Here is a 21,370-nt window from a genome sequence, read left to right as displayed (position 1 = left end):
TGTCGGCGAAGGTAAGTTGATGACTCATGATGAACCCTGTTCCATGGCTCCTGATGACAAACATGATCTCATATCAGGGACTTGTTCGCACCTTCCCTAGTGACCATGTCAGATAAAGAACTGAACCGGATTAATGTCATTCAGTCGGTTGTCGAAAGCGCATGCGCCGTCGTGATGCTGCACACCAACTTGCTCTGACCGAACGTCAGACTCAGCGTTTGATGAACCGCTTTCGTGAATCTGGTGCTGCAGGTCTGGTGGACTGACCCCACGCTCGTAGACAAATTCTGTCCTCACGATGAGGCCTGTTCGAAGGCCTCCGGACTGACGCCGCCGAGGTGACTGTTAAACTCGTGGCGATTCAATGTAGATCGTGCCGGCATTCTGTTTCTGAATGGCGCAGGATTTTGGGTCAGGGTCAAGTTTGGCGATCATCGCCTACGCTTCTGGGGAAAATTTAGGATGGGTCGCCCACACCTTAAGGCAATGGGAGCAAATGTACGATGTGGTTAGGGTGCATGTCAGGAGACGGCCTGGTGCAGGAGCATTTTTGCTCCTTCAAAGCTCTTTATTTTTTACCCCATATGCGATTCTGTAGTCGTCTGAAAATGTTCTGTTCGCTGTACTCTTCTTCCAGCGCCTTAAAGGCAGCTCCATCCTCGGTTTCGATGACTTTCGCAACCTTCTCGTCTCGTTCTGCACTGATAGCGCGTGACTCTTCCAGCAAGTTGGACATCGCGTTACCCATGCCGGACATTGCGCGGTTCATGGATTCGTCCTGGCGACGGGTGCGCTCTTCTTTGGTCGGTGCACTCCTGATCCACTCGTTTTCCGCCTGAATCCGGTCAAGGATCGCTTTCTTTTCTTCGTTAAGCAGCTGGAAGCCTGCCAAACCAGATTCCCAGTGAACGGCCAGCGGATACTGATCAACAAAGATCACGGGTTTGCCGTCCATCTTTGCCAGGATATTCAGCTGCCTCTGGCGTGCGTTTTCGGACAGGCTAAAGGCAAGCTTAAGGAATAACGGCGTGATCCCCGCATCCTGTTTAAGACGTTCGGCAACCTCCGGCATGTCGAAATACAGACTGTCGATTACCACAATGGCTGGCCGCGTGGCGCTGCGCAGTTCGTTAGCCAAGTCTGCGTATAAAACGTCTTTCACTTTGTGCCGCTCAAGTATTCGGCCCAGCGAACGGCCAGACGCGCTTTGTCCAGGTTGTAAATCAAGGGAATGATCACGCGGCCTTCATACTCTTCAAACTCAATGCCTGGCTTAAAGTGAACAGTCAGTGTTTCAGGGTTAACACCCATCAAATGGCGGTCAAACAGCTTGTGCAGTGTCGGCGACAGCAGGATACCGTTGCCGACGCTGTAGCAACCCAGATCTGCACCTTCGATGTGCGCAGCCTCCAGCACGCCGCCCAGATGCTTACCAGACACCGCACAACGGCCGCCAAAGTTCTGGCGAACCAATACCCTAAACTCTGCCTGTATGGCCGCGTCGCGCTGCATGACAACGCGCTCGGAGGAGCCGCCTTTCAGCTCGCGACCGTCGCGCAGCTCGGGCGGTGTGATGTCTTTCATCAGAAGCGCAACGGGCACGGCCATATCAATCACTTCCGGCGCGGAAACCTCAACCGGAGCATTAACTACCTGCGTGACAGTTACCGTCTCGTTGGCTGCAGGCCTGGTCTTCAGGGGCTCGGCCAGCGGTTTACCCAGGAACTGCTTGGCCATTTGCTGTACGGTCATGCCACTGGCGAGGTGCTTATGCACGAACAAGGCAAACTGATGACGCTGCGCGGCGGGGATCCGCTTCATGGCCGCTTCAATGCCGGACAGCTTACCGGTTTGGGTGGCCGCTTTGGGTTTGGCTATCGGTAAATCATAGGTCCTGATAGCGACGGCGGGGGTGTCAGTTCCGCCCAGCTTACGCTGATTGAAGCCCTCCACCTGACGAGGTGTCACACGCTCGCCTATATCCTGGACAGTGCCAAAGGTCAAGGGCTTAGTGGCTTCGGCACCGGAAGCTGTACGCGCAACAACCCACGGATCCAGTTTAGCTGTTACCGTCTGCTTGCCTTTCGACTTTTTCAGCAGGTGGTGCGGGTTTGAGCGGGCTGTTCTTTCTTTGTTTTCGCGGCGAAGAGCGGCCATACGAGCCAATTTTTCGCGGTAAGCAACTTCCCTCCCCCGGGAGGTGATAACGAGAGGATCTGTATTCATAGCCCTGACCACTTCACTTTTTGTCATCCCCACCGCCAGCAAGTGAGTCACGTTCGTCATTACCTTGCTGACATCCTGCTGCGCTATGCGTAATCCCTTAACAATGCTGTCAGCGATTTGGTTGCGCTCGCGGATCATCTGTTTGGCCGTGGTATTCGGATGACGCGCCGCATTAGATGCTGCTCGTGCTCGTTTGCCCTTGCCCATTTATTGCCTCTCTTGCCCGGTAACCGCCGGGGCGGTTATTTGCGTGGTTCAGGATCCGCTGTTTCTTCACTGTAGAACTGCTCTGCCGCCTCAATCAGCCATTCGGTGAGTTTCAGGCCTCTCTTCTCGGCCTGTTCGAATTAACGTCGCTGGCGGTGTGAATGTGGATCTGCGCTTCGCGCTTTACATCGTCACACTGGGCATGGGTTTTGCCCGTCATTCTGTCAATATCCCGCATAATCAGGTCATTCATATTTAAAGAACCTTCGACACGATAGTGAGAAGGCTCTCTAAGAACACGCCAATAAGATAGATAACAACAATTAGGCCCTGCTTCACTCGACTCGGACCGTTTGGTTAATCGTCTGAAACAGACGTAATGCCTATCGCGCTTGCACCTGCGTCTCCCGTCAGATACATGCGTAATGCATATAAAAGGTCGGGAGTATTAAGAAAAATTTTCGGCTTTTCAATTTGCAGATTGATGCGAGACTGCAAACCGATATTGTTGTCGATCACTAACCTGGAAACGCGATCGATCAGGTCCACAAATTTTTGGGTCCGTTCATTATCTGGCGCGAAAATCATTTTTAGACCTTCATCCTCGGAACCTCTGCTTCTCAGCAATGCCAGCAGAAGCTCCAGATGCTTACCAAGAGTCGCGATTTGGTATCTCGTTCCTTCACTATCCAGCTTTTGAATATCGAACCTGAGGCAACGATATAAGCTTACGGATAAAGCCTCGAGCTTCTCTTTAGTCAATCTGTTGATCACTGTTCTGGAACGCCAAAGCACTATCGACAAAACTTCCAGGGTAATGGATCTGGTCAGGCCCTCATTATCAATGGGATCAATGACATTCTCCAACAGCACTTGTTGGTAAGACAGGTCGGCATTACCGATGGCGAAAGCAATATTCTTGTGGTACTTCCGCAACAGCTTTCTATCCTTCACTGCATCAAGAAGCCGGGAGCCAACCATTTCAGGGGCGTCCTTATGCAGACAGCACAGAAAGAAGAAAAGCTCCTCTTTAAGCGTGTCCGGCATATTTTCAGACTCAATTATCGATATGATCTTTTGCGTTCCGTCGAGTATCGCGTTTCTAAAATGGTCGGGCACATCTGGCTCGGAAAGCGAGTGACCGTGATTCCAGATGGTTAATGCGGGGAAACGGAGGCTGAAGATCCCTTTTTCAGCATATTCAATGGTTCTGGACAGCTTCCGATTGAGGGTATCCTGTGCCTTCTCCTGAAGCTGTGAGGGGACGCGCTCCAAAAAGGATATCGTTGCCCCGTAAGGCCCTTTTTCATTCGTAAATACATCCAGATAAACCGGGCAGCCTTTATGCAGGGAGTTTTCATCAACAGCCTCAATAAAGTGAGAACTGTGGCAAAACACACTCTGTCCCTCAACATTGACGCGACAATAGTATTTCCCGTTACTGTCTGTGCTTCCCCATTCCAGATAGCCGACTTTTCTTTTATTCAGGATGGATTGAAATTCCTTTTCATAATCAAAGGAGACCAGATCATTCAAACCTGCAATTTTGGAGCAACACCAGTCCAGGAGGTCAGAGACGCTCTTACCATCGTCTTTCGGGAAGGACTGAAAATCGGACCAGCTTTTTCTGGCCGGGAAATCCGGAATCGGTAAGTTCGCCAGATCGGCAATCCCCCTTTCTGATGCTGAGCGCCACTCAACTCGGACAGATTTAAAACCTGCTTCCGCTGAATCCAGCGGAAGGAATTTCAGTTCGTACGGGTCATCCGCGCCATAGGTATAGGTCATCTTCAGCTTGCACGTTGTGTCCTTCTTTAATGGAAAAGCTGGCGACATCAGGTATGCAACAAACCGCATCTCTTTATTGCCTTCTCCCTGTTGCAGGGGAAAACGATAATGCGTTTGTCCCGCGGGAAGCGTGAACCATTCTTCCACGGGTATATCCACCGTTCTGCCACGTTGCGGCGTTACTGTCGCGTCTTTTACAAGATAAAAATTAACCTTATACCCTTTGTCACTCTGTACCTCTATTGATAGCGCTGGCAGATGATCACGCCAGAGGGTCATATCACCCACTTCCCCCTGCCATCTGTTTAAGGTCTGGCAACCTTTAATTGGCGACCATGCAGACCCCAGCCACTTATAATCCATTCGCCCATCGGGTTTCCTGAGGGTAACGTCAAGAGGCAGGATAAAGACATTCGCGCCCCGACAATCCAGGTTTGCAGAGTTCAGGCAGTTACTGATGGCGGTGTTTGACAATATGCTGAGATCTAGATCCTGAGTCAGAACCTCCCGAACAGAACCAGGAACGTGATACCAGCGTTCATCGTTGACAAAAGACACGTCTCCGGCATCGCTGGCTAAACCCTCGAATCCAAACAAATGAAGAAGGTCTTCAGATGTCTGGCAGCCATTCCCGTCAAGATTGCGGACCATGGCATTATGAATGCCGCTGTCGGGCTGATTAACCGTAGGATGTCTTTCCCAGCTAATACCTTTTGTCTCAGGCAACAGTCCCTCAAGCTCCGGTTGGTAAATTGCCTGAACCGGGGTTACTGAAATGCCACCGTCAAAGGAATCAATCACCAGCACAACATCATTGCCCTGGACGCTGTCCTGTACAAATTTCTTCGACGATTGCCATGCAAAGATAGCAGCGATACTTTTGGGAAGCGGAGTTGACTCATCAAAATAAAAATTGGTGCTTTTTCGTATCCCCTCCAGATCGAAATCATTCCCCCAATCAGGAATAAGATAGGTCAACTTATCTGCCTTGATATAGTCACTCAACTTTTTAATAAAAAACATCGATGCCCGGCTTTTAGTAGCCTCGGGCAGTGTTGAGTCAGGTGAAAAAAGGCTCCTCATGCTGACCGTCTGAATACCGGAATGCAGGGCGATGCATTTAGCGTAACCGCAGTCAATCTCCACTTCGCCATCAGAATGCAGGGGCCAGTACTGCTGAACCAACCTGAATGGCAGATGCGCCTGGGAGCCTGTACCGTGCGTGAACGCAGGACGGACTGAACACAGATCCACAACGGTGCTCTCCATCCGTATCGGGTCACGTTCAGTATTCGTCGGCGCAGCGTATTCAGGCGGGGCATCCGTGACGAATGACATTATCGTCTTCGGTATCTCGTTGATCGCTGCAGGCTCGATTTTTAATTTTTTATTTACGCCCTGAGCTGACGCAATAACCAGATACCCCGAAACGATATGTAATAAATACTTATCCTCACCGACGTGTATCTCCCATTTATCCCCCGTCAAATTGAACGCCACAGGGATGATCCCCGCTAGACGGTCGATGTCATCAGCACATTCCCCCTTTGGGTTACTGCCAATGACAAAAGACACCTCATCTCCAGCAGTTAGTGAGTTTATGTCTAATTTTTGAGATAGATTTTTTTGGTGGAAAAATAAATCCACACCCTCTTCAGACGTGATAAATCCGAATAAACTCTCTGGCTTAATGAACTTAACCTTCCCTTTTTTCTTTGCGCCGTACCCGGGGAATAGATATCCCCGAATGGGAAATTCAGGCACGATAGAAAAGTTGTCGTAATCAAAGCCGACCGGTTGCTGAACTGTCCGAAAGCCACCACTCGCGTAAAGCTGGGAAAGTGTATTCCAGTAGATAACGGTGAGTAGGTCTTTATTAAGCCGTTTGCTGTCCTCGGTTATCTGAACGTCGCTGGCCTGGAGCCAGAGCCAACCATCCCATATTTTTCGATAGCGCTTGTCCTGCAGAAGCGTATTGTTGGGTGGAAGATTTCCCCATGCACCGATTTCAGCGGCATCGTCAGTTCTTAGCCATCGCTGAAGGGAAACAAGTATGTCCTCACAGGTCTCTTCTTTTGCGGCAGATAATGCACCCTGTCTTTCTGTCAGAATGTGTTCCAGCCGGAAGAGAAAAGCTCTCATCAGTCTGTTTTCCGACGTATCCACACTGCTCCTCCGTCTGACGGCCTTCATATAAGGCTTACCGGAAAGCTTTTCTCGGAGTGTCCTGCCCGGCTGACGGCTTAGCCATTGAACACTGTTGCTGTCAACCTCTCTCGCCGCATATATCGGCAGCATGGCATGTTCGCGTATCACCTTATCCCGGGTATGCTCCATTATTGCCAGGACAGCGTCCTTCACATGTGATACCACGCGATAGATACGGTCTTTTGTCTCCTCCTCTGGTGAGGTATCCCGCACCGATTTCGCCACAACATCCAAGAAATCGTCGATACCGGTATGCAGGACAAGTCCGGATACTGGGTCGAAGTTCGACACTTCCGTCAGCCAGTTGCGAACCACAAGAATTAACTGGGCATGAGCCTTTAACTCATCGGTATTATTTAGACCCCTGTAAACAGACTCAACAGAGTCAATTTTGAATGTACCCTCCATGGCTTATGATTCCCTGGTCGCATTACACAAAGACTTGATAGCCTTTGCTTCTTTTGCATCACATTTCAGGACGGTCATTATTTCGTTTGTTGTCAGCTGCCAGAGTTCCCTTGCACTATTACTTGCATACCCGCTGAGCTCAGCAGGAATAGCGCTTGCGCCTGCAGCAGACCGATGATGAAGTCCGGCGTGTTCAGATGACAGCATACTGGCTTCACTGGCACTGGCGTTGTTACCAGTTTGAACATTCAATGACTCATCGTCTTTTAAGTAATTAGCACTGCTCCAGATGAACTGACCGTAACCAAATTCGCACGCCAGATCGAAATCTTCGATTATCGTATAGTTGTCATTCACCAGTTGAGTACGAATTCGGTCAAGACAGTCCGTTCTGGATTTACCTCGGGTTTCGATGCCGCGCAGCTTAGGCATAACCTTTTGAACAAGCTGATCTTCAAAAGCGACTTTCATGGCTTTGACCAGGCCTGCATCATCATTTTTTCTCTGGGCGTCGAGCACATCAGGATAATTTGCCATGTAGTATTCGATCGATTGCCACACCCTGTGCCCCAGTGCTCTTCCGACTTTAGAAAGAGCATCGTTCATGTCTTCAATAAAACCCTTAAAGGGCAAAATCTGATCATCGCTGAATTTACTTTCTCTGCACCACCAACTCTCCCACAGTCTGCGGGACAGTAATGGCGCCTGGTCGCCCAACGGAATCAGCTGACGGCGTCTTTCCAGCGTAGTCGGTCGGGGAAAGTTGATGACAATTCCCCGGTCGAGGACCTTGTCTGAGAGGGATTTCGTTGTCTCGTCCTGATTCATTGTGCCAGCCCAGAGCACATTACGACCGATTGGCAATTGATAGGGCTGAATTCCGGCCCCCAGCTTAACATCAAGGAAGGGGAGTTCTTTTTTCATTCCTCTGCGCAGCTCAAGCTTGCTCAGGAATTCCGCAAAATAGAGTTCGACATGGGCAAGATTCATTTCATCCATCAATATCAGATTCATGGCATCTTTAAGACCAAAAGGATAGCCTTCAGCCTGCGCCTTCTGACTTTGTGCCAGTAAACGCAGAACCGGTTGGGCATCGAACTTGTTATCGATAGAGTTGAAGAAACCCAGCATGGATTCCTGACTGTCCCAGTTGGGTTGCACGGCCAGACTCAAAAAGTTTATGCCGCCAAAATGTGAATACAGCCTTGGCAGTTCAGACTTTCCGGTTCCACTCACGCCTGCCAGAACAGTCACAGGAGACCACTCCGACGTTTTTAGTGCCGTGTGGAATGCATGTAAAATTCGCCGCGGGAATCTCAGCCCATAATCGATGCAGGATTGACGGATGCCATCCAGCCATTGAAGCTCTTCAACGTTTTCAACCGCACGAGGCAGTTCCTTTTGAACGTATGGCGTTTCAATGTCCCGAATCCTTGCCTCACGGTCCTGTTCCCGTTCGTAAGAGGATTGCAAGCGTTTAAGCTCCTCCATCAAGCGGTTGTTGTCGGCATCCACGGATTCAAACCGCCTCAGCAGCGATTTGTTTTTATCGGTCAGTTCCGCTACCTGCATTTCCAGATCTGACTGTGCGCGTGCTGCACTTCTGAGCCCCTCATTTTCTTCAGAGAATCGCTCACAGGCCAGCTTCAGTTCGTTCTGTTCAGACGTCAAACGATCAAAGGCGTCCCGCATCTCCTGTGTTGGGCGTGTGGCAAGATCCTCGCGCAGGGTGTTGATTTCCTCTTCATAGGTTTTCAGCTTAAGTAAAACGGCGGCAGGATCTTCATCACCGAGCTTATGCTTCAGTACTTCGAAGTTTGAAATGAGGGCACTGCTTGTTTTGAGGGATTCCCTCAAACGGGCAATTTCATCGTTAAGCACAGACTTCTCACTCTCGAAAGAGTGTTTCCGCTGAGCAACCCTGGCATCCACCTCAAGGTTCAGATCAGATTCTCTTTCCTCGAGTCGGTCTTTATGAGAGCGAAGGCGCTGTTTCTGGTACTCAAGTTCATCCCTGAGCTCATCAAGCTCCGCCTGGTTCTTAAGGAATGCCTTTCTTTTTTGTTCAAGTTCATCCTTATCCTGTTGAATAGCAGCTTCATGCGCGCTTAGCCGGTCAGCTATCTCTTTCCCCAGGTTTGCTATTCTGGAGACTCTCTCCACTGTAAGCTCTTCTTCAAGGGCCGTCAGGGCGCTGGCGCGTTTTGACTCCAGATCCTTTTCCTGTCCTTTTCTGAGACTGAAGAGTTCATCATCAAGCCTGGCCCTTTCATCGGCATACCCCCTGTCCCTTTGGATTTCCGCCTTTTGAACAGCGACCTCTCTTTGCCGCAATTTTTCCTTTTCAGCTTCGAGAGTTTCCCGCTCACTTACACACTGAGCTTCCCGCTGCGCCAGTTGTTTTTTGAATGCTGCGAACTTTTCCTCAAAGAATTGCGGAAAGCCGTTTTTTGCCTGAAGCTCCATCTCCTGAAGATGAACATATTTATCATTCAGCTCTGCTTCTTTTTGGGCCATCGCGTCTTTAGCCGCCTGTAGCGCCTGTTCCTTTTGGGCTAAAACCGTTTCTTTTTGCGTCAGAAAGTCTTCCCGTTCCTTCAGTTCCTGCAGTTTATTCAGGAACTCACTCTCCGTTACGTTGATTGTGTTATCCGTCAGATCTGCCATATCATTATCCGCAGTAAACTGAACGCTATTATTTTTTTTAGAGTCCACTAAAATTCTTCCATAATTATTTTGATGAGTTTGAAAACGTTCATTTTTAATGACGCCAGGTATTCCCTTGAATAGTCAAATTTCTGTTGATTACCGTGCCCACGCAGTTTGATTAAACTGGCGATAAGCTCGAAACAATCCGGAAAAGACCTTTTGAGTGCGACCCTTTCGCTTTCTGATGCCAATAAACAAAGCGCAAGAAGTTGAGCCCCAAGAGTTGTGCTTGAACCTTGCACAGCACGAGAGAGTCGACTGCTGTTTACCGTGCTGATTTGCACTGGTATGGCATCAGGTGTGGGATAAAAACCGGATTGAACGATTTTTTCAATCGCCTCATCCTTCAGGTTTGTTCGGTTTTTGAAGGGGGTTATCCGGTCCTTAGCGGCTTCAAATAACGACAGTTGCATAATGGACGCCAGTAAATTTATGTAGCGCTGTTGCTGTTCATTATCCAGAGTCGTCATCTGGTTTAAGATCGTCACTTTGACCAGTTCTTCCCGCAACGACGGGGAAACCGCGTGGACGAAACCCAGCCCCAATGACCTGTCCAGTTCGATCCTGGCCTTCAGTCTGACCTGATCAATATCGGTTTTCTGCCGTGTTTTGGCTGTATCAGCATCCCGCGTGATATCCGGTATCAGTAATTGAATAAGCCGAACGGTTCTCCTGCAATAGCCCTGAAGGGTTTCCCTTGAGAGTTGCACACCCATTGCGTTTCCATGGGAAACAGGATCCCTGACGTCTTTCAGCGCGTGAATAAAAGAGAGACATCCTGCGTCTTCAATGGCCAGACGATTAAGTGGATGGCTGGGATCATTGATCGCCCCGGCGATTGCCATAGCCAGTAGCGGCTGCATCTCGGAAGCACCATGGTTAACGGCTCTGATTTTGCCGGGTTTAACCTGAAGCAGGCCCTTCACACTCTCTGAAACATCAAACCCAATCCGGGTGGCAAACGAGCGAAGTATCTTTTCATTTTCCCTGTAGGACTGTGACGATAATAATCGCTCCCAGTGCGTCACTGGGTTATCCGAAACAACAAACCGCAATGCCCATTCTATTGCTTCATAAAGGGCGACGACCGCCAGGCCGGTCAGGCGGGTGAATTCCTGCTCATCATTTGATGAATCAATCCTGATTTTTTCAGCGTCTGACAGATACGCTTGTGCGCGCCGAAGTGGGCGCGCTATCCGCGGATATTGCTTCAACTCATCCGCCGCTGAAGAGTCTTCTTCAGCCTCTTCATTGCGTTGGTCGGGGTTCAGCGTGTCGACAACCCCTTTATTCTTCAGGTCGATGACCCACTGCCAATTCTGAGACATAAGGTAACTGGCAAAGCTCTCAGAGAAGCCGAAGCCGCATCCATCCGTCACCAGAATGTCAGAATTGCCTGTCTGGATCAGGGCGTGGCAATGCAGGTAAACCAGTTCCGGATTCGCCTGTAAGGATATGGCTTCAGCCACAGGGATCGGAGGCGGGTACTGCTCTACGCCCTGGTTCAACAGCGCCTGCCGCTTATATTTCCTCTTAAATTCCCTGATAGCTCTGATGATGTCGTTGGCGTCAGGAACGGTTTTCCAGAAAGCGTCGTTTGCTGGACGTATCTGAATCGCCCGAATGTATTTATCATCAGTGGGGGTGATGAAAAAATTCACATAGTGTTCAAACTCCCCCTTTTTCTGAAGATTCTCTTTTGAGTAAAGGGTCTCTATTTTTTTGTAGCTCAGCTGTTTTGTACTGACATAAGGTAGAAGCTTTCCGTACAGCAGATCCACAAACACAGTGGCCACGGTGTATTCCAGATCTCCGTCGGATTTATTCTGCCACTCGTTCAAAAGCGCCTGTCCTTGCTGAGACAACTCATAGCGATCATTCAAAAGACCGAGCTGGTTGAGGCGACTCTGAATAAAAGCCACCAGCTCCTTCTCCAGGCACGTGAGCTGCGCAATCGTTTCTGTGTCGCCGGATTCAATCTCTGTGATCTTCAGAACAGTTTCTTCAAATACATTGAGACCGCTCTTTTTCTTTTGCGGAAGTGAGATGTTGAAGGCATGACATGGCCACAGAACACTTTGTCTGGCAGCGATGTTCAATCCATCCAGTGCGGTGCGGAAACTGATGACTTTAGGACGATGATCTTTGGGTTTTGCACTCACAGGATCACCCCCTTTTCATGGCACAAATCATAGAAGTTTTTCAGGGCCGGAACGGCATCCTCCGCTATCTGGGTGTTCGCAAACACGCCATCTCCCACTATGGCCAGGACCTTCTTCTGGCGACTCATACTCACACAGAGGCGGTTTTCCGACATGAGATGCCCGAAAAGTTTTTGCTGTTTCTTTTTGTCATCCTCCTCGTTGCGTATATGAGGCGGCAAGGCGTTCATATCCTGAGACCTCACCATGGAAAGAAACACAATGTCGAATTCCATCCCCTGAAAGGCATCAACGGTGCCGATGCGGAGCCGCTCTTCACCATTGTCGAGAAAGCGGTATTCCTGACATATCTGCCATGTACCATCCTGTGCCCGTTCCGTGATACCGTATTTTTGCAGGGCTTTATAAACAGCAAATACCTGGGCTTTATAAAAACTGATGACACCAAAGCTAAGGCCGGGTTGCCTGTCATCATGGGTTAACGTCTTCATATAATCTGCAGTGGACTCATCTGACTTAATCCAGTCACTTAGTCGCTTGGCGATAATTTTAGCTTCAGCCTCTCTATCACGACTGCCACTCTCAAGACGCTGCTCTTTTCCAGCCTCATTGGGCACATGGATCCAGACGGCGGCGCTATCTTCGATGCCGTTTAACTTCTGGGTAAAATATTTAGCGCCTAAAGGAGAACGATAACCTTCATTGTATCGATCATAAAAGTTGCGGCTTGCAAACTCCCCCAACAACGGGTGTGTCCGGTACTGCGCATCCAGTGTCACCGTTCGCTTGATGCCGTCCTTCTCCTCCAGTTTTTTCAGGCGGTTGAACAGATACTCAAACATGCTTTTCTTCACAAAATCGACATCAACCGGCGGAGCTGAACGATCGTCACCTTCGAGAGCTCTGGCGACCTCCTGGTCAATCAGGTGAGGCAACTGCCTGTGGTCCCCGACAAGAATTATCCTTTTCACCGCCTGGGACATCGGGATAAGCAGATCTCGCGGACTGGTTCTCGCGGCCTCATCGATGATCACCGTGTCGTACTTAACCATTTCCGTTCGCTGATCATATTGGACGTTTTTATTCTTTGACCGGATGATGTCTTTTCCGACAGCCTGTTGCGTGGTGGCCGCATACACAAAGTTGTAGTCCTCTATGGCCTCACGTACGCCATCAGGATTGTCTTCAAGCTCATGTAAAAACTCAGCCAGTATTGCATCCCGTTTACGGGTTGAACTGAGTTCTTTCTCCAGACGCTGAGATACCGTTGTCACCAGTCTCAACACATCCTCTCTTGGTTTTTCTGTCCTGAAATCAGGCGAGGGCAGATATTGATAGAGCAGTGATGCTTTCAGTTCTCTGAGTTCTGGAAGAAAATTCAGCGGCTTACCGCTGCGCCAGCGAGCCGCTTTTTCAAGAACACGTAAATCCGGATTAGCCGGTCCGTCTTCTATCTTGTCCAGTAAATCAACCGCTCTTACCGCACCGTCGTCAACAAAGGCGGCTTCACTGACACGCAGAGCCCTCACGAGCCGCAAGGTGGAAGGATCGTCTGACGTGGGCTCCGTTTGCAGGGAATGGATGATGTCTTCAGCCTCACGGGTGATATCTTCAGAAATCACGTCTCTGGGCAAATCCAGAATACGCTTTATTAAACTGGCGGTGTTGTTCTTTGAGGGGCACAGTGAATAGGCGACAAACTGCTCTGTCAGTCTGACCTGATGCTCCGTCTGAGCCATTTGAGGGTTATTGGTTCGAATCTTTCCGGCGACAGTGGCGCACCATTTGTTCAGTTTTTCAGTAACGGCATCTGTCGTAAATTCTGAGCCACCAGACCGGGTGCCAAACTTCACTGCCGGAAGCGCATTCACACTCAGCCTTGCCACAATATTCTCAACGGCATCATGCTGAAAACCGGAGACAAGTATCTGACCTCTTATCGAGCGGGTTTTATCATATTCCTCATTGAGCCGTTCAAGAATGGCTGTCACAACCGTTGTTTTCCCTGTTCCCGGAGGCCCCTGAACAAGCGCAATATCCGGGGTGTTCAGTGCGACATCGATGGCCTCTGTCTGTTTAGGCGTTGGTTCATGCCTGAAAATTTTCTCTTTCACAAAAGACGTCAAAGGTTTCAGTTTGGTGACACGCTGTATGTCCGGGAGTATACCGCCTTCTTCAATAAGCAGGCCAAGAAGCGGATTTGCGCAGCGTCCTTCCAGAATGGCTGAACGTGCCCGCATTCGTCTTTCAATCTGAATCTTGTCGCCATTGATGGACAGGATCAAAAACATCTGACCGGACGGAATTGACGGCAGATCCAGTTCAATACTGGTCTTTGAAATTGTCAGGATCGGGGCATAAACAGAAACGGATATTTCAGCATCGTTCTTTTTTCGATCCCGTTTGGTGGCAAATTCTTCTTCCAGAGCCTTGCTGTAAGCTTCCCAAGTAAGATCCGGAGCCCTGAGGTATAAAGGCTCCTCGGAGGTGATCTCTATCTCATCGCCTTCGCTAAGTTGTTCCGGAACAGACGACACAAAGAACTTAACCCCTTTTGTTGTCTGTTCAGTGCCATGATAATCCACCCTGCCAACAGCTTTTGCACGGGCCAGCAACATTTCACCTTCAATTGCGCCGTATTCGTCCCACTGTTTCAGGTAACTCCCAGTTTCCCTGGAAAGCTGACTCATCGCGCCGGCAGCTAAAGCACGGATGCGTCCCGTCTTCGTGTAATCAGTAAACCGGACCCTCCCCCTTGCCAGACGTAATGCTCCTTCCCTCTTATGCTCGTCTCTAAAGATAGCTTTGGTCGCAAAATAGATATCCCTGAACGGCTCGGCATTGCGCCTTTCAACCGGAATACGCACCCTCTCACCATAGACAGAAAATTCCCTGTATTTTTCCTGTACAACGCCCTGGGGATCAGGTGAGCCTCCCTCTTCAGACATATCCGCTTCAAAGTCAGCCCTAGCGGATGGTCCACTCATTAGCAGAAAGTAATCGTCGCCACCAACGTTGATGTTACATTTTTCGTTTAATACGCCCCCCAGCTCTTCAGTGCCACTGAAGCGAATGCCATTTCTTTTCGCCGTTAACTCTATGCGCTCATCAATGCCGATCTCCACATCACCAATTTCAACAATTTCGCCGTTAAAAAAGACAATTTTCACCAACACACTGCGATCCTGGGCAACCAGCATGACTTCGGCAAGGTGCGCACAGCCTCTTTTTAAGTGAAAATTCAGATCGTTTCCGGCCGGAGTATCCCGAAGCACCATGCTCCACTGCCGGCCATCGATTCTTAATCTGTATGCCTGGTCATTTTGGTGAGGAGCAATAGAGCCCACCCCCGTGGTTGGCGTCTCTTCGTACAGCGCCGGCGTCATCCATAATTCAAAAGTGATTTCAGCATTTATGTCTTTGAGTTTCATTTGTCACTTCCGCTGATCATGCATTTAACCAACCGGGGACTATTCATGTTTGAGAACATCCAAAACTGAACATCCGGGGTTGCACGGTCTATTTTCATCTGTGAATAAACTGTCTGAAAACCACGTTGCGGATGGCTGTCAGCGGCAACAGAGACATCGGCTTTAGCATGATCTGACTTTTTAATCAGAATGCCCTCATCGCCTGAAGAGATGAGCACCTCTGCTGTATCAGAATCAAGCATGAGAAACTCATCAAAGACGCGTCTCGGTACTGTCAGCTCTGACCCCGGCGGGATCTCGCGGACATAGCGCCAGCAGGGAAGTTCCAGGGGGGTGTCAGTGCCCTTCCATCGATAAGACTCCAGAATGAGCACCTGCGGCCTCGGTGTTGTACAGTAAGGGCAATGGTGCGCCTCTGTTTCAGGGTGAATAAAATCATAGTAATAATGCATCGAGCAACCCGGGCATGTGACGGTCATATCCGCGGCCTGGGCGAGAGCTTCAGGCCAGTGATAGATTGTCGGCCGCAGCAAAGGAGATGTCCTTCCCGGACCGAATGTGCTCTCAAACAAGGCCGTCAGTTTCGCTGTGAGGAGAAGGGATCTGGGCAGACCGCTGTCGGAAGAGTTGGCATCATCATTTTGGTCATCAACCCAGGGGAGCAATCCAGCGTAAGCCTTATCTTCTATATCCCCGTCATCATTTTCTTCATCAGCCCAGTCGCCTTCATCTGTTCCATCCACTTTTTTTCCAACAAACGGGTGAATCAAAGAAAGAAGGTAAAACGCCACCACCGCAAACGCATGACAATCGCTTGACGGTCTTCCACCATCAGTGCCCTGAACCAGCTCCGGGGCGCCGTATTTTGGTGTGTAAACAACGCTTCCCCCTGCCAAAATTTCAAATCGAATATTGTCGGCATCAATCAGCCAGACGGAGGTATCATTCATGCCTTCTGAAATAAAGATATTGTTGGGCGAGATATCACCGTAGACCATGCCGTTACCATGGAGACGTGCCAGTAATGATGCACACTTGTAGAGCGCATGAAGTCTGCGCCTTAGCCCGCCCGTTTTGCAGTAATGGACGATCTTTTTAGCTTCGTTCTCCGGCATGGCAGAAAGCCATGCCGGGATCTGGTCAGGCCCCATTTTTTCTGCGGTCTGGCCATCAAGCCAGAAATGGCTGAACGGGACCATTTCACTCAACAGTTGCATCACGTAACCGGCCTTGTTCTGAAGCAGCGCTGCCGGTACGGATATATTCAGGTTTTCCGGCAGAGGCAAGAGCCGGACGCGCTTAAAGCGTTTCGAATACCGTTCCACCAAGACGTCATCGGTGACAGGGTTCCCGCTCTCATCGGTCACCAGTTTGATCGCCAGATCAGGGTCCCTGGTACGGAAAACAACACCCTGGCCCCCCTGACCGAGCACCTTGTCCTGAATGTGCACATTCTGATATTCATCCACATACCTATTGAACCATTCACTCACCGGGTGCCTCCTTGCTTAAACAGACAGGCAATCGTCTTATCATCGGAGTGTCCTGGAACCGGCCATTCACTGAGCCAACGCCGAAGATCCCGCTTTCTTTCCTCAGGCTTAACGTTTGAATACGTGGAGCAGAGCTCCTGTGCAAAAATCATCTGTTTTTCAGGTAACAGGTCATCGGATATCCCATCCGTACATAACACAACGGCATGGCACGCCGCGCTTGCAATCGTCGCGGTTTCCCATTGTTCGGGCCTAAACGCCTGTTGAAGACTGTTTGTGAAGTTTGAGAAGGAATCGTGTCGGGTATCACTGAGGATAAGGTGGTGTTCGTCAGTTTCGCCAAGGACAGCAATCATGCCGTCCCCCAGACGACCCAGAGTGATAGTTCCTTCTGTCTGGATGACGAAAAGACAGGTGGCCGAACACTCTGTTGAAGCGTACGGCGCTATCTTCATAAGCCAGTTGGCATGAATGAGTCTGAGAACATCACCGACAGAAGCCGCAGGGGTATTCTGATAGTTCCTGGCTGCCTCAAAGACAGCTAGACAGGCGGCTTTTGACCCGTGATCTGAATGTGCCTTGCTGCCCAGTCCGTCCGATACAACGACGACATTTCCCCATTTATACCGGCGCGCCCTCCAGGAATCCTGATTGGGTATTCCCGCTTTAACATGAAGGGGGCCGATTACTGAGGCCCCCCAGCTGTTCCAGAGTGGATCATGCATCCCAGTCCTCCTCAGGCCCAGCTGTTTCAGCGGGTGCGGAGTGCTGTATCTGGGCTGCGGATACCGGAGCGGTCACCGGCTCATCAGAGCCAAAGAGAGTGCTGTTCATCGCTGAAGCGATATTCTCCGGAAGGTAAACGGTGTTGTTTGTAGACAGTTTCCGCAACTTCAACAGGTCAGCATCAGCGCCGACTGCAACAGTCCGGATAATGAGGTCGGGGAAGGTGCAAAGCTGGTTTTGAAAGTTGATGGTGTCTGAACTGGGGAAATTGCCATCAGACAGAATGAGAACTCTTGCCACCCCGCTCTTATATACATGTTGGGATAAAAAATCAGAGAGCTCAGCAAGGCTCGAGGAGCCTTTTGCGGTTAAGGATGGAATATCCCCATCGCTTTGTAGCGTGATATCGGAAATATCCTGATGCCACTGATATAAACGGATGACGAAATCCGTACAGTTTTCCTGAGCTAGGCTAGGCACTTGAATTGCATAACGGGCTAAATTCCGTTGAAGATGAATTTTCCCCATTTCATCCATGCTTCCTGAAGTATCGAAAATAAAATATATGTCCATTTTAATTACTCTCAAAAAACTTCAACAAGCGGTCTGACGCATGCTCCCCAAAAAACCAGTTTACATTCGTCTGGTCATCTGATTTTTGCTTGACCACAGGATGTGAGGGGCGAAATGCTGAAATCATAACCCCATTGCCTTTCACCCCACCAAAATGCTTGGTAATTTCGCTAAGCTTCGAAATATGGTGTGCTTCAACTTTCCCACTTTTACATTCAATAACAAATAAAGCGTATCCGTCGGTACAGATAACATCAAATTCTTGATAACCTGTTTTTTCCTTAAACCCATCATGATAGGACTTAAAGTTATCGTTCGAATCAACGTCCTCAACGGATACTTCAAGCCCAAGGCGTATATCTTTCAGTACGGCCGATTCTTTTAACGGCATTAACACACTAAAGACATACACCTCTAACCATTTCCCCAGGAGAAATTCCATAAAATCCGGACATTCATCAAACACAAACGACTGACCCCCGATGGTCAGTTTTCCTTGTTTTTCTATTGTCAGCTCTGCGTAGAAGTCATTCCCCCAACATTTGAATGATTTCTCTTCGAGATAAGATTTCAGTTCGCGATACTTAGACACCATTAACTTACGATTTTCCCAAATTAACTGAGAAGCCGTAATCATCTCGCGAGAAATATCGTGTTCAGTCAGACCGGGCTTAGAGATGGTTAATCCATCACCATTCAACTTCAGGAATGTTTCTACCGAATCAATTGAAACAATCTCACTTTTCGTGAAGCTATTTAGATTGATCACCTGCTTCTTTGAAAAATCGAAATAAAATGGCGTTGCATTCACCTTGCGACAGGCGGCAAGGGCCCCGGCATACATCAACTTGGTGCCACCCGTTAAGTTAAAGCCGATCTTCGCCTCAGCAGGCATGTCCGCAATCTGCTCCAGAATGGTGGACCGGACATTGTCAGGATCATACGGGTCCACCGCAATTTCACCGTATTCTGCTTCGCCAAGAAACGGTTTCATGACATCGGCAGGAAACTGGGCAGAATTCACGAAGATATGCTTCCGGCTTGAAAACTGGAGTACACCAAGCAGGTTAGGGATCCGCTGTTCGCCGAACAGGTGAAAAATGGCATCATACCGATCCGATCCCGCACTGACTGTCCGGACCTGTCTTCCGTGCCATTCCAGCCACTCGTTCGGCAGGACGATTCTTTCCGGCGGTTTGCCCGGCTGAGAAGATGCGATAAGACGTTTTTTTAGCGTTGGGTACCTCAGGGCCGCAAAAGCCCAGACGAATGCCATCACCGGAGTGCCCGGACTCAGGTAGAGCGTAACCAGTTTTTCACCTTCGGAGGCAGCAACGGAGTTAAGGGATTGCGTTGCCGCCTCATAGATACCTTCCGTGTCATTGAGATGTGCCAGCTCCACGGGTTGAAAATGTACATCGACTTTTTTACCGGCAGCCTGAAGCTGTTTATTTAGCCATTCATTGAAATGCGTGTGCGCACCTTCTGTATTTGAAAACAGGCCCATACACTGTCTTGCCGCAGCCGGGTCAACGCCTTCTGTCGCGGCAATTTTTGGCTGGACATCATCCGCGTGGCTTTCGATTTTCACCGGGCGCGTAAACCCCAGGATGACCACGTCGGTGTAATCTTCCGCCAACAAAGCCCCCAGAACAGGGCCGGTTGTCTGTTCCAGTCCGAGAGAGGCCCTGAAATCCGTCATTCCGTACCATGTCATTAAATATTTTTTCAATTTATACGTCCCTGACCTTTAGGTACGAGTATTTGCGCGATCTGTTCACCTGCATGAATTGTTTCACCGGTTTTGACGCACACCTTGACAACAAGCCCGTCAACAGAAGCGTTGATTTTTTGGGTGTTACCTCGCTCGTTATCTATCTCAATAAGAACATCGTTATATTTAACAATATTGCCTGTAAAGCAAAGAATATTCTGAACCGTACCTGCTGTAACAGGCCGAGGTAATTTTATTGTTGCCAAATCAAATATTTTTTTTCGCTCCTCAAATGAAAGCTTATGGGCCAGCGATAAGAGCTTTTGCGCATCAATTAGTTGCTTTGAATGGAGTTCAAGAATGAGCTCGCCACTCATATTGGGGTGCTGCAATGCCAGCTCGAACTCATTTTTGGTGATTTCGTTGTTACTCCAGGAGCCGGGCTTACTAAAATCAAATTTGCAATATCTGTTTACGACTTGCTGTAAGGCTGAAAATGGACATTGAGGGTTTTTTAAGGCAGCCTGGCGAACGACCGGGCTTTGATCGTTAACTAATTGTATGAGCTTTTCAGATGCGATAAATTCATTTGATGCGGCGTTTTCTCTTTCCGACACTGCATCGCTGTCACTCAGTGCATTAATGTTCTCAAGATCTTCCTCTGCAAGGGAGGCGGCTTTGAGACTCAATTTCTCAAACAACGCCTGGTAGACCGCAATTTTCTCTTTAAGAACAACACTTATGGGTGTCACCAGGTCAATGTGCTTCTTAATAAGGGCCTGGGTCAGAACAGGCTCATTACTGCGGAACAAACTTTCTAAAGCATCATTGATAACACATTCAATATCAGCGCCGGAAAAACCTTTAGACAGGGTTGCAAGCTCTGCAAGGTCGAGCCCTTTAGGTGGAAGGGTCAGTTGATTTAATTTAACGGCGAAAATCTGTTTTCGCTCACGTTCACTGGGTAAATTAACATAAAAAATTTCATCAAACCGTCCCCGCCTCAATAGCTCTGGAGGGATATGGGTAATGTCATTGGCAGTTGCCACAACAAACACCGCGCCCGGCTTCTCCTGCATCCAGGTCAGAAAATAACCAAACAGACGGGTTGTGATTTCTGTGCTTCCCCCGGTCCCGTTAATGCCTGAAAAAGCTTTCTCGAGTTCATCGATCCACAACACGCAAGGGCTCGCTTGTTCTGCAACCTTTAGGGCGGCCTTCATATTTGCTTCACTCTCGCCCACAAATTTTCCCATCAGGGAGCCAATGTCTAAACGAAAAAGAGGAACATTGAATAATGAAGACACCGCTTTTGCACTCATTGATTTTCCACATCCCGGCATACCGGCTAACAGCATACCTTTGGGGGCCGAGATGCCCAAACTCTGCGCTTTCGTTAAATCATCAATGATGTGTTTCTTGTTACGTAACCAGCTTTTGAGCCGTTCCAGCCCACCGATTTGGCCAATATCTATTTGACTATCGACCAGCTCCAGCAAACCGGAGCGAGATAACGCTCTCTTTTTCAGGGCCAGAGCATCACCCACAGACTCCTGGGGAAATGTGCCCTTATATTTATTGTTTAGCGTTTCGAATATTTGGAATACCCTGTCTCGCTCCATACCTGAATCTATGGTCACTCCCGTTTTTGCAACACCGATTTTGACGATAAGTTGGCTTGCTTGAATCTATCCGGCGTCTGAATGGGATTTTATTCCCGCGCCT

The 21,370-nt window shown here is 49.1% G+C and carries 12 protein-coding genes and 1 pseudogene; 1 reads left to right on the top strand and 12 read right to left on the bottom strand.

The features are described from left to right. Positions 1-105: 105 nt before the first annotated feature. Positions 106-260 (top strand): annotated as a pseudogene (locus ACMWLG_RS24090) (ISNCY family transposase); the annotation flags it as partial. Positions 261-568: 308 nt separating this feature from the next. Here the strand turns inward: ACMWLG_RS24090 and ACMWLG_RS24085 are convergent. The 12 genes from ACMWLG_RS24085 to ACMWLG_RS24030 form a co-directional block, all read right to left on the bottom strand. Beyond that, positions 569-1,162 carry a hypothetical protein gene (locus ACMWLG_RS24085; RefSeq protein ID WP_045620515.1) on the bottom strand — a complete coding sequence of 198 codons (594 nt, stop codon included), beginning with the start codon at positions 1,160-1,162 and terminating at the stop codon, positions 569-571. Continuing rightward, entirely contained in the window at positions 1,159-2,286 is a 1,128-nt protein-coding gene (locus tag ACMWLG_RS24080; protein ID WP_084832120.1) for an HNH endonuclease signature motif containing protein, read from the bottom strand. Before ACMWLG_RS24080 ends, ACMWLG_RS24085 begins: the two co-directional genes overlap by 4 nt. A 259-nt stretch (positions 2,287-2,545) precedes the next feature. Continuing rightward, complete coding sequence (locus tag ACMWLG_RS24075; RefSeq protein ID WP_157844814.1) at positions 2,546-2,686, bottom strand: hypothetical protein; 141 nt, start codon at positions 2,684-2,686, stop codon at positions 2,546-2,548. A 104-nt stretch (positions 2,687-2,790) separates the two neighbouring features. Further along, positions 2,791-6,837: a DUF2357 domain-containing protein gene (locus ACMWLG_RS24070; protein WP_045620701.1), complete on the bottom strand. Its 4,047-nt coding sequence runs from the start codon at positions 6,835-6,837 to the stop codon at positions 2,791-2,793. A gap of 3 nt (positions 6,838-6,840) precedes the next feature. Continuing rightward, positions 6,841-9,504: a chromosome partitioning protein ParA gene (locus ACMWLG_RS24065; RefSeq protein ID WP_196238761.1), complete on the bottom strand. Its 2,664-nt coding sequence runs from the start codon at positions 9,502-9,504 to the stop codon at positions 6,841-6,843. Positions 9,505-9,551: 47 nt separating this feature from the next. Continuing rightward, positions 9,552-11,708, bottom strand: coding sequence for a hypothetical protein (locus ACMWLG_RS24060; RefSeq protein WP_200442838.1), 2,157 nt, complete (start codon positions 11,706-11,708; stop codon positions 9,552-9,554). Beyond that, positions 11,705-15,139 (bottom strand): DEAD/DEAH box helicase, encoded by a 3,435-nt coding sequence (locus ACMWLG_RS24055; protein WP_045620703.1) that lies wholly within the window; start codon positions 15,137-15,139, stop codon positions 11,705-11,707. Before ACMWLG_RS24055 ends, ACMWLG_RS24060 begins: the two co-directional genes overlap by 4 nt. Beyond that, positions 15,136-16,632, bottom strand: a complete 1,497-nt coding sequence (locus tag ACMWLG_RS24050) for a protein kinase domain-containing protein (protein ID WP_045620704.1) — start codon at positions 16,630-16,632, stop codon at positions 15,136-15,138. Before ACMWLG_RS24050 ends, ACMWLG_RS24055 begins: the two co-directional genes overlap by 4 nt. Beyond that, complete coding sequence (locus ACMWLG_RS24045) at positions 16,629-17,357, bottom strand: PP2C family serine/threonine-protein phosphatase (RefSeq protein WP_045620705.1); 729 nt, start codon at positions 17,355-17,357, stop codon at positions 16,629-16,631. Before ACMWLG_RS24045 ends, ACMWLG_RS24050 begins: the two co-directional genes overlap by 4 nt. After that, complete coding sequence (locus ACMWLG_RS24040; RefSeq protein WP_196238760.1) at positions 17,350-17,931, bottom strand: VWA domain-containing protein; 582 nt, start codon at positions 17,929-17,931, stop codon at positions 17,350-17,352. The genes ACMWLG_RS24045 and ACMWLG_RS24040 overlap by 8 nt, the downstream gene beginning before the upstream one ends. Position 17,932: 1 nt before the next feature. Continuing rightward, positions 17,933-19,663: a Card1-like endonuclease domain-containing protein gene (locus ACMWLG_RS24035; RefSeq protein ID WP_045620706.1), complete on the bottom strand. Its 1,731-nt coding sequence runs from the start codon at positions 19,661-19,663 to the stop codon at positions 17,933-17,935. Beyond that, positions 19,660-21,192, bottom strand: coding sequence for an AAA family ATPase (locus ACMWLG_RS24030; RefSeq protein ID WP_414763046.1), 1,533 nt, complete (start codon positions 21,190-21,192; stop codon positions 19,660-19,662). The genes ACMWLG_RS24035 and ACMWLG_RS24030 overlap by 4 nt, the downstream gene beginning before the upstream one ends. Positions 21,193-21,370 lie beyond the last annotated feature (178 nt).

Origin of the sequence: Enterobacter sp. 01-M-02-SI-ECC (genome assembly GCF_047530595.1) — a bacterium.
GTDB lineage: Bacteria > Pseudomonadota > Gammaproteobacteria > Enterobacterales > Enterobacteriaceae > Enterobacter > Enterobacter cloacae_M.
The sequence above is the reverse complement of the archived record's forward strand: the minus strand, read 5'-3'. Positions and strand labels throughout refer to the sequence as shown.

Bases quoted from the DNA above. Each gene is read 5' to 3' on its own strand.
- ACMWLG_RS24040 (WP_196238760.1), bottom strand. From the start codon at position 17,931: ATGGACATATATTTTATTTTCGATACTTCAGGAAGCATGGATGAAATG.
- ACMWLG_RS24055 (WP_045620703.1), bottom strand. From the start codon at position 15,139: ATGAAACTCAAAGACATAAATGCTGAAATCACTTTTGAATTATGGATG.
- ACMWLG_RS24075 (WP_157844814.1), bottom strand. From the start codon at position 2,686: ATGAATGACCTGATTATGCGGGATATTGACAGAATGACGGGCAAAACC.
- ACMWLG_RS24080 (WP_084832120.1), bottom strand. From the start codon at position 2,286: ATGACGAACGTGACTCACTTGCTGGCGGTGGGGATGACAAAAAGTGAA.
- ACMWLG_RS24070 (WP_045620701.1), bottom strand. From the start codon at position 6,837: ATGGAGGGTACATTCAAAATTGACTCTGTTGAGTCTGTTTACAGGGGT.
- ACMWLG_RS24045 (WP_045620705.1), bottom strand. From the start codon at position 17,357: ATGCATGATCCACTCTGGAACAGCTGGGGGGCCTCAGTAATCGGCCCC.
- ACMWLG_RS24065 (WP_196238761.1), bottom strand. From the start codon at position 9,504: ATGGCAGATCTGACGGATAACACAATCAACGTAACGGAGAGTGAGTTC.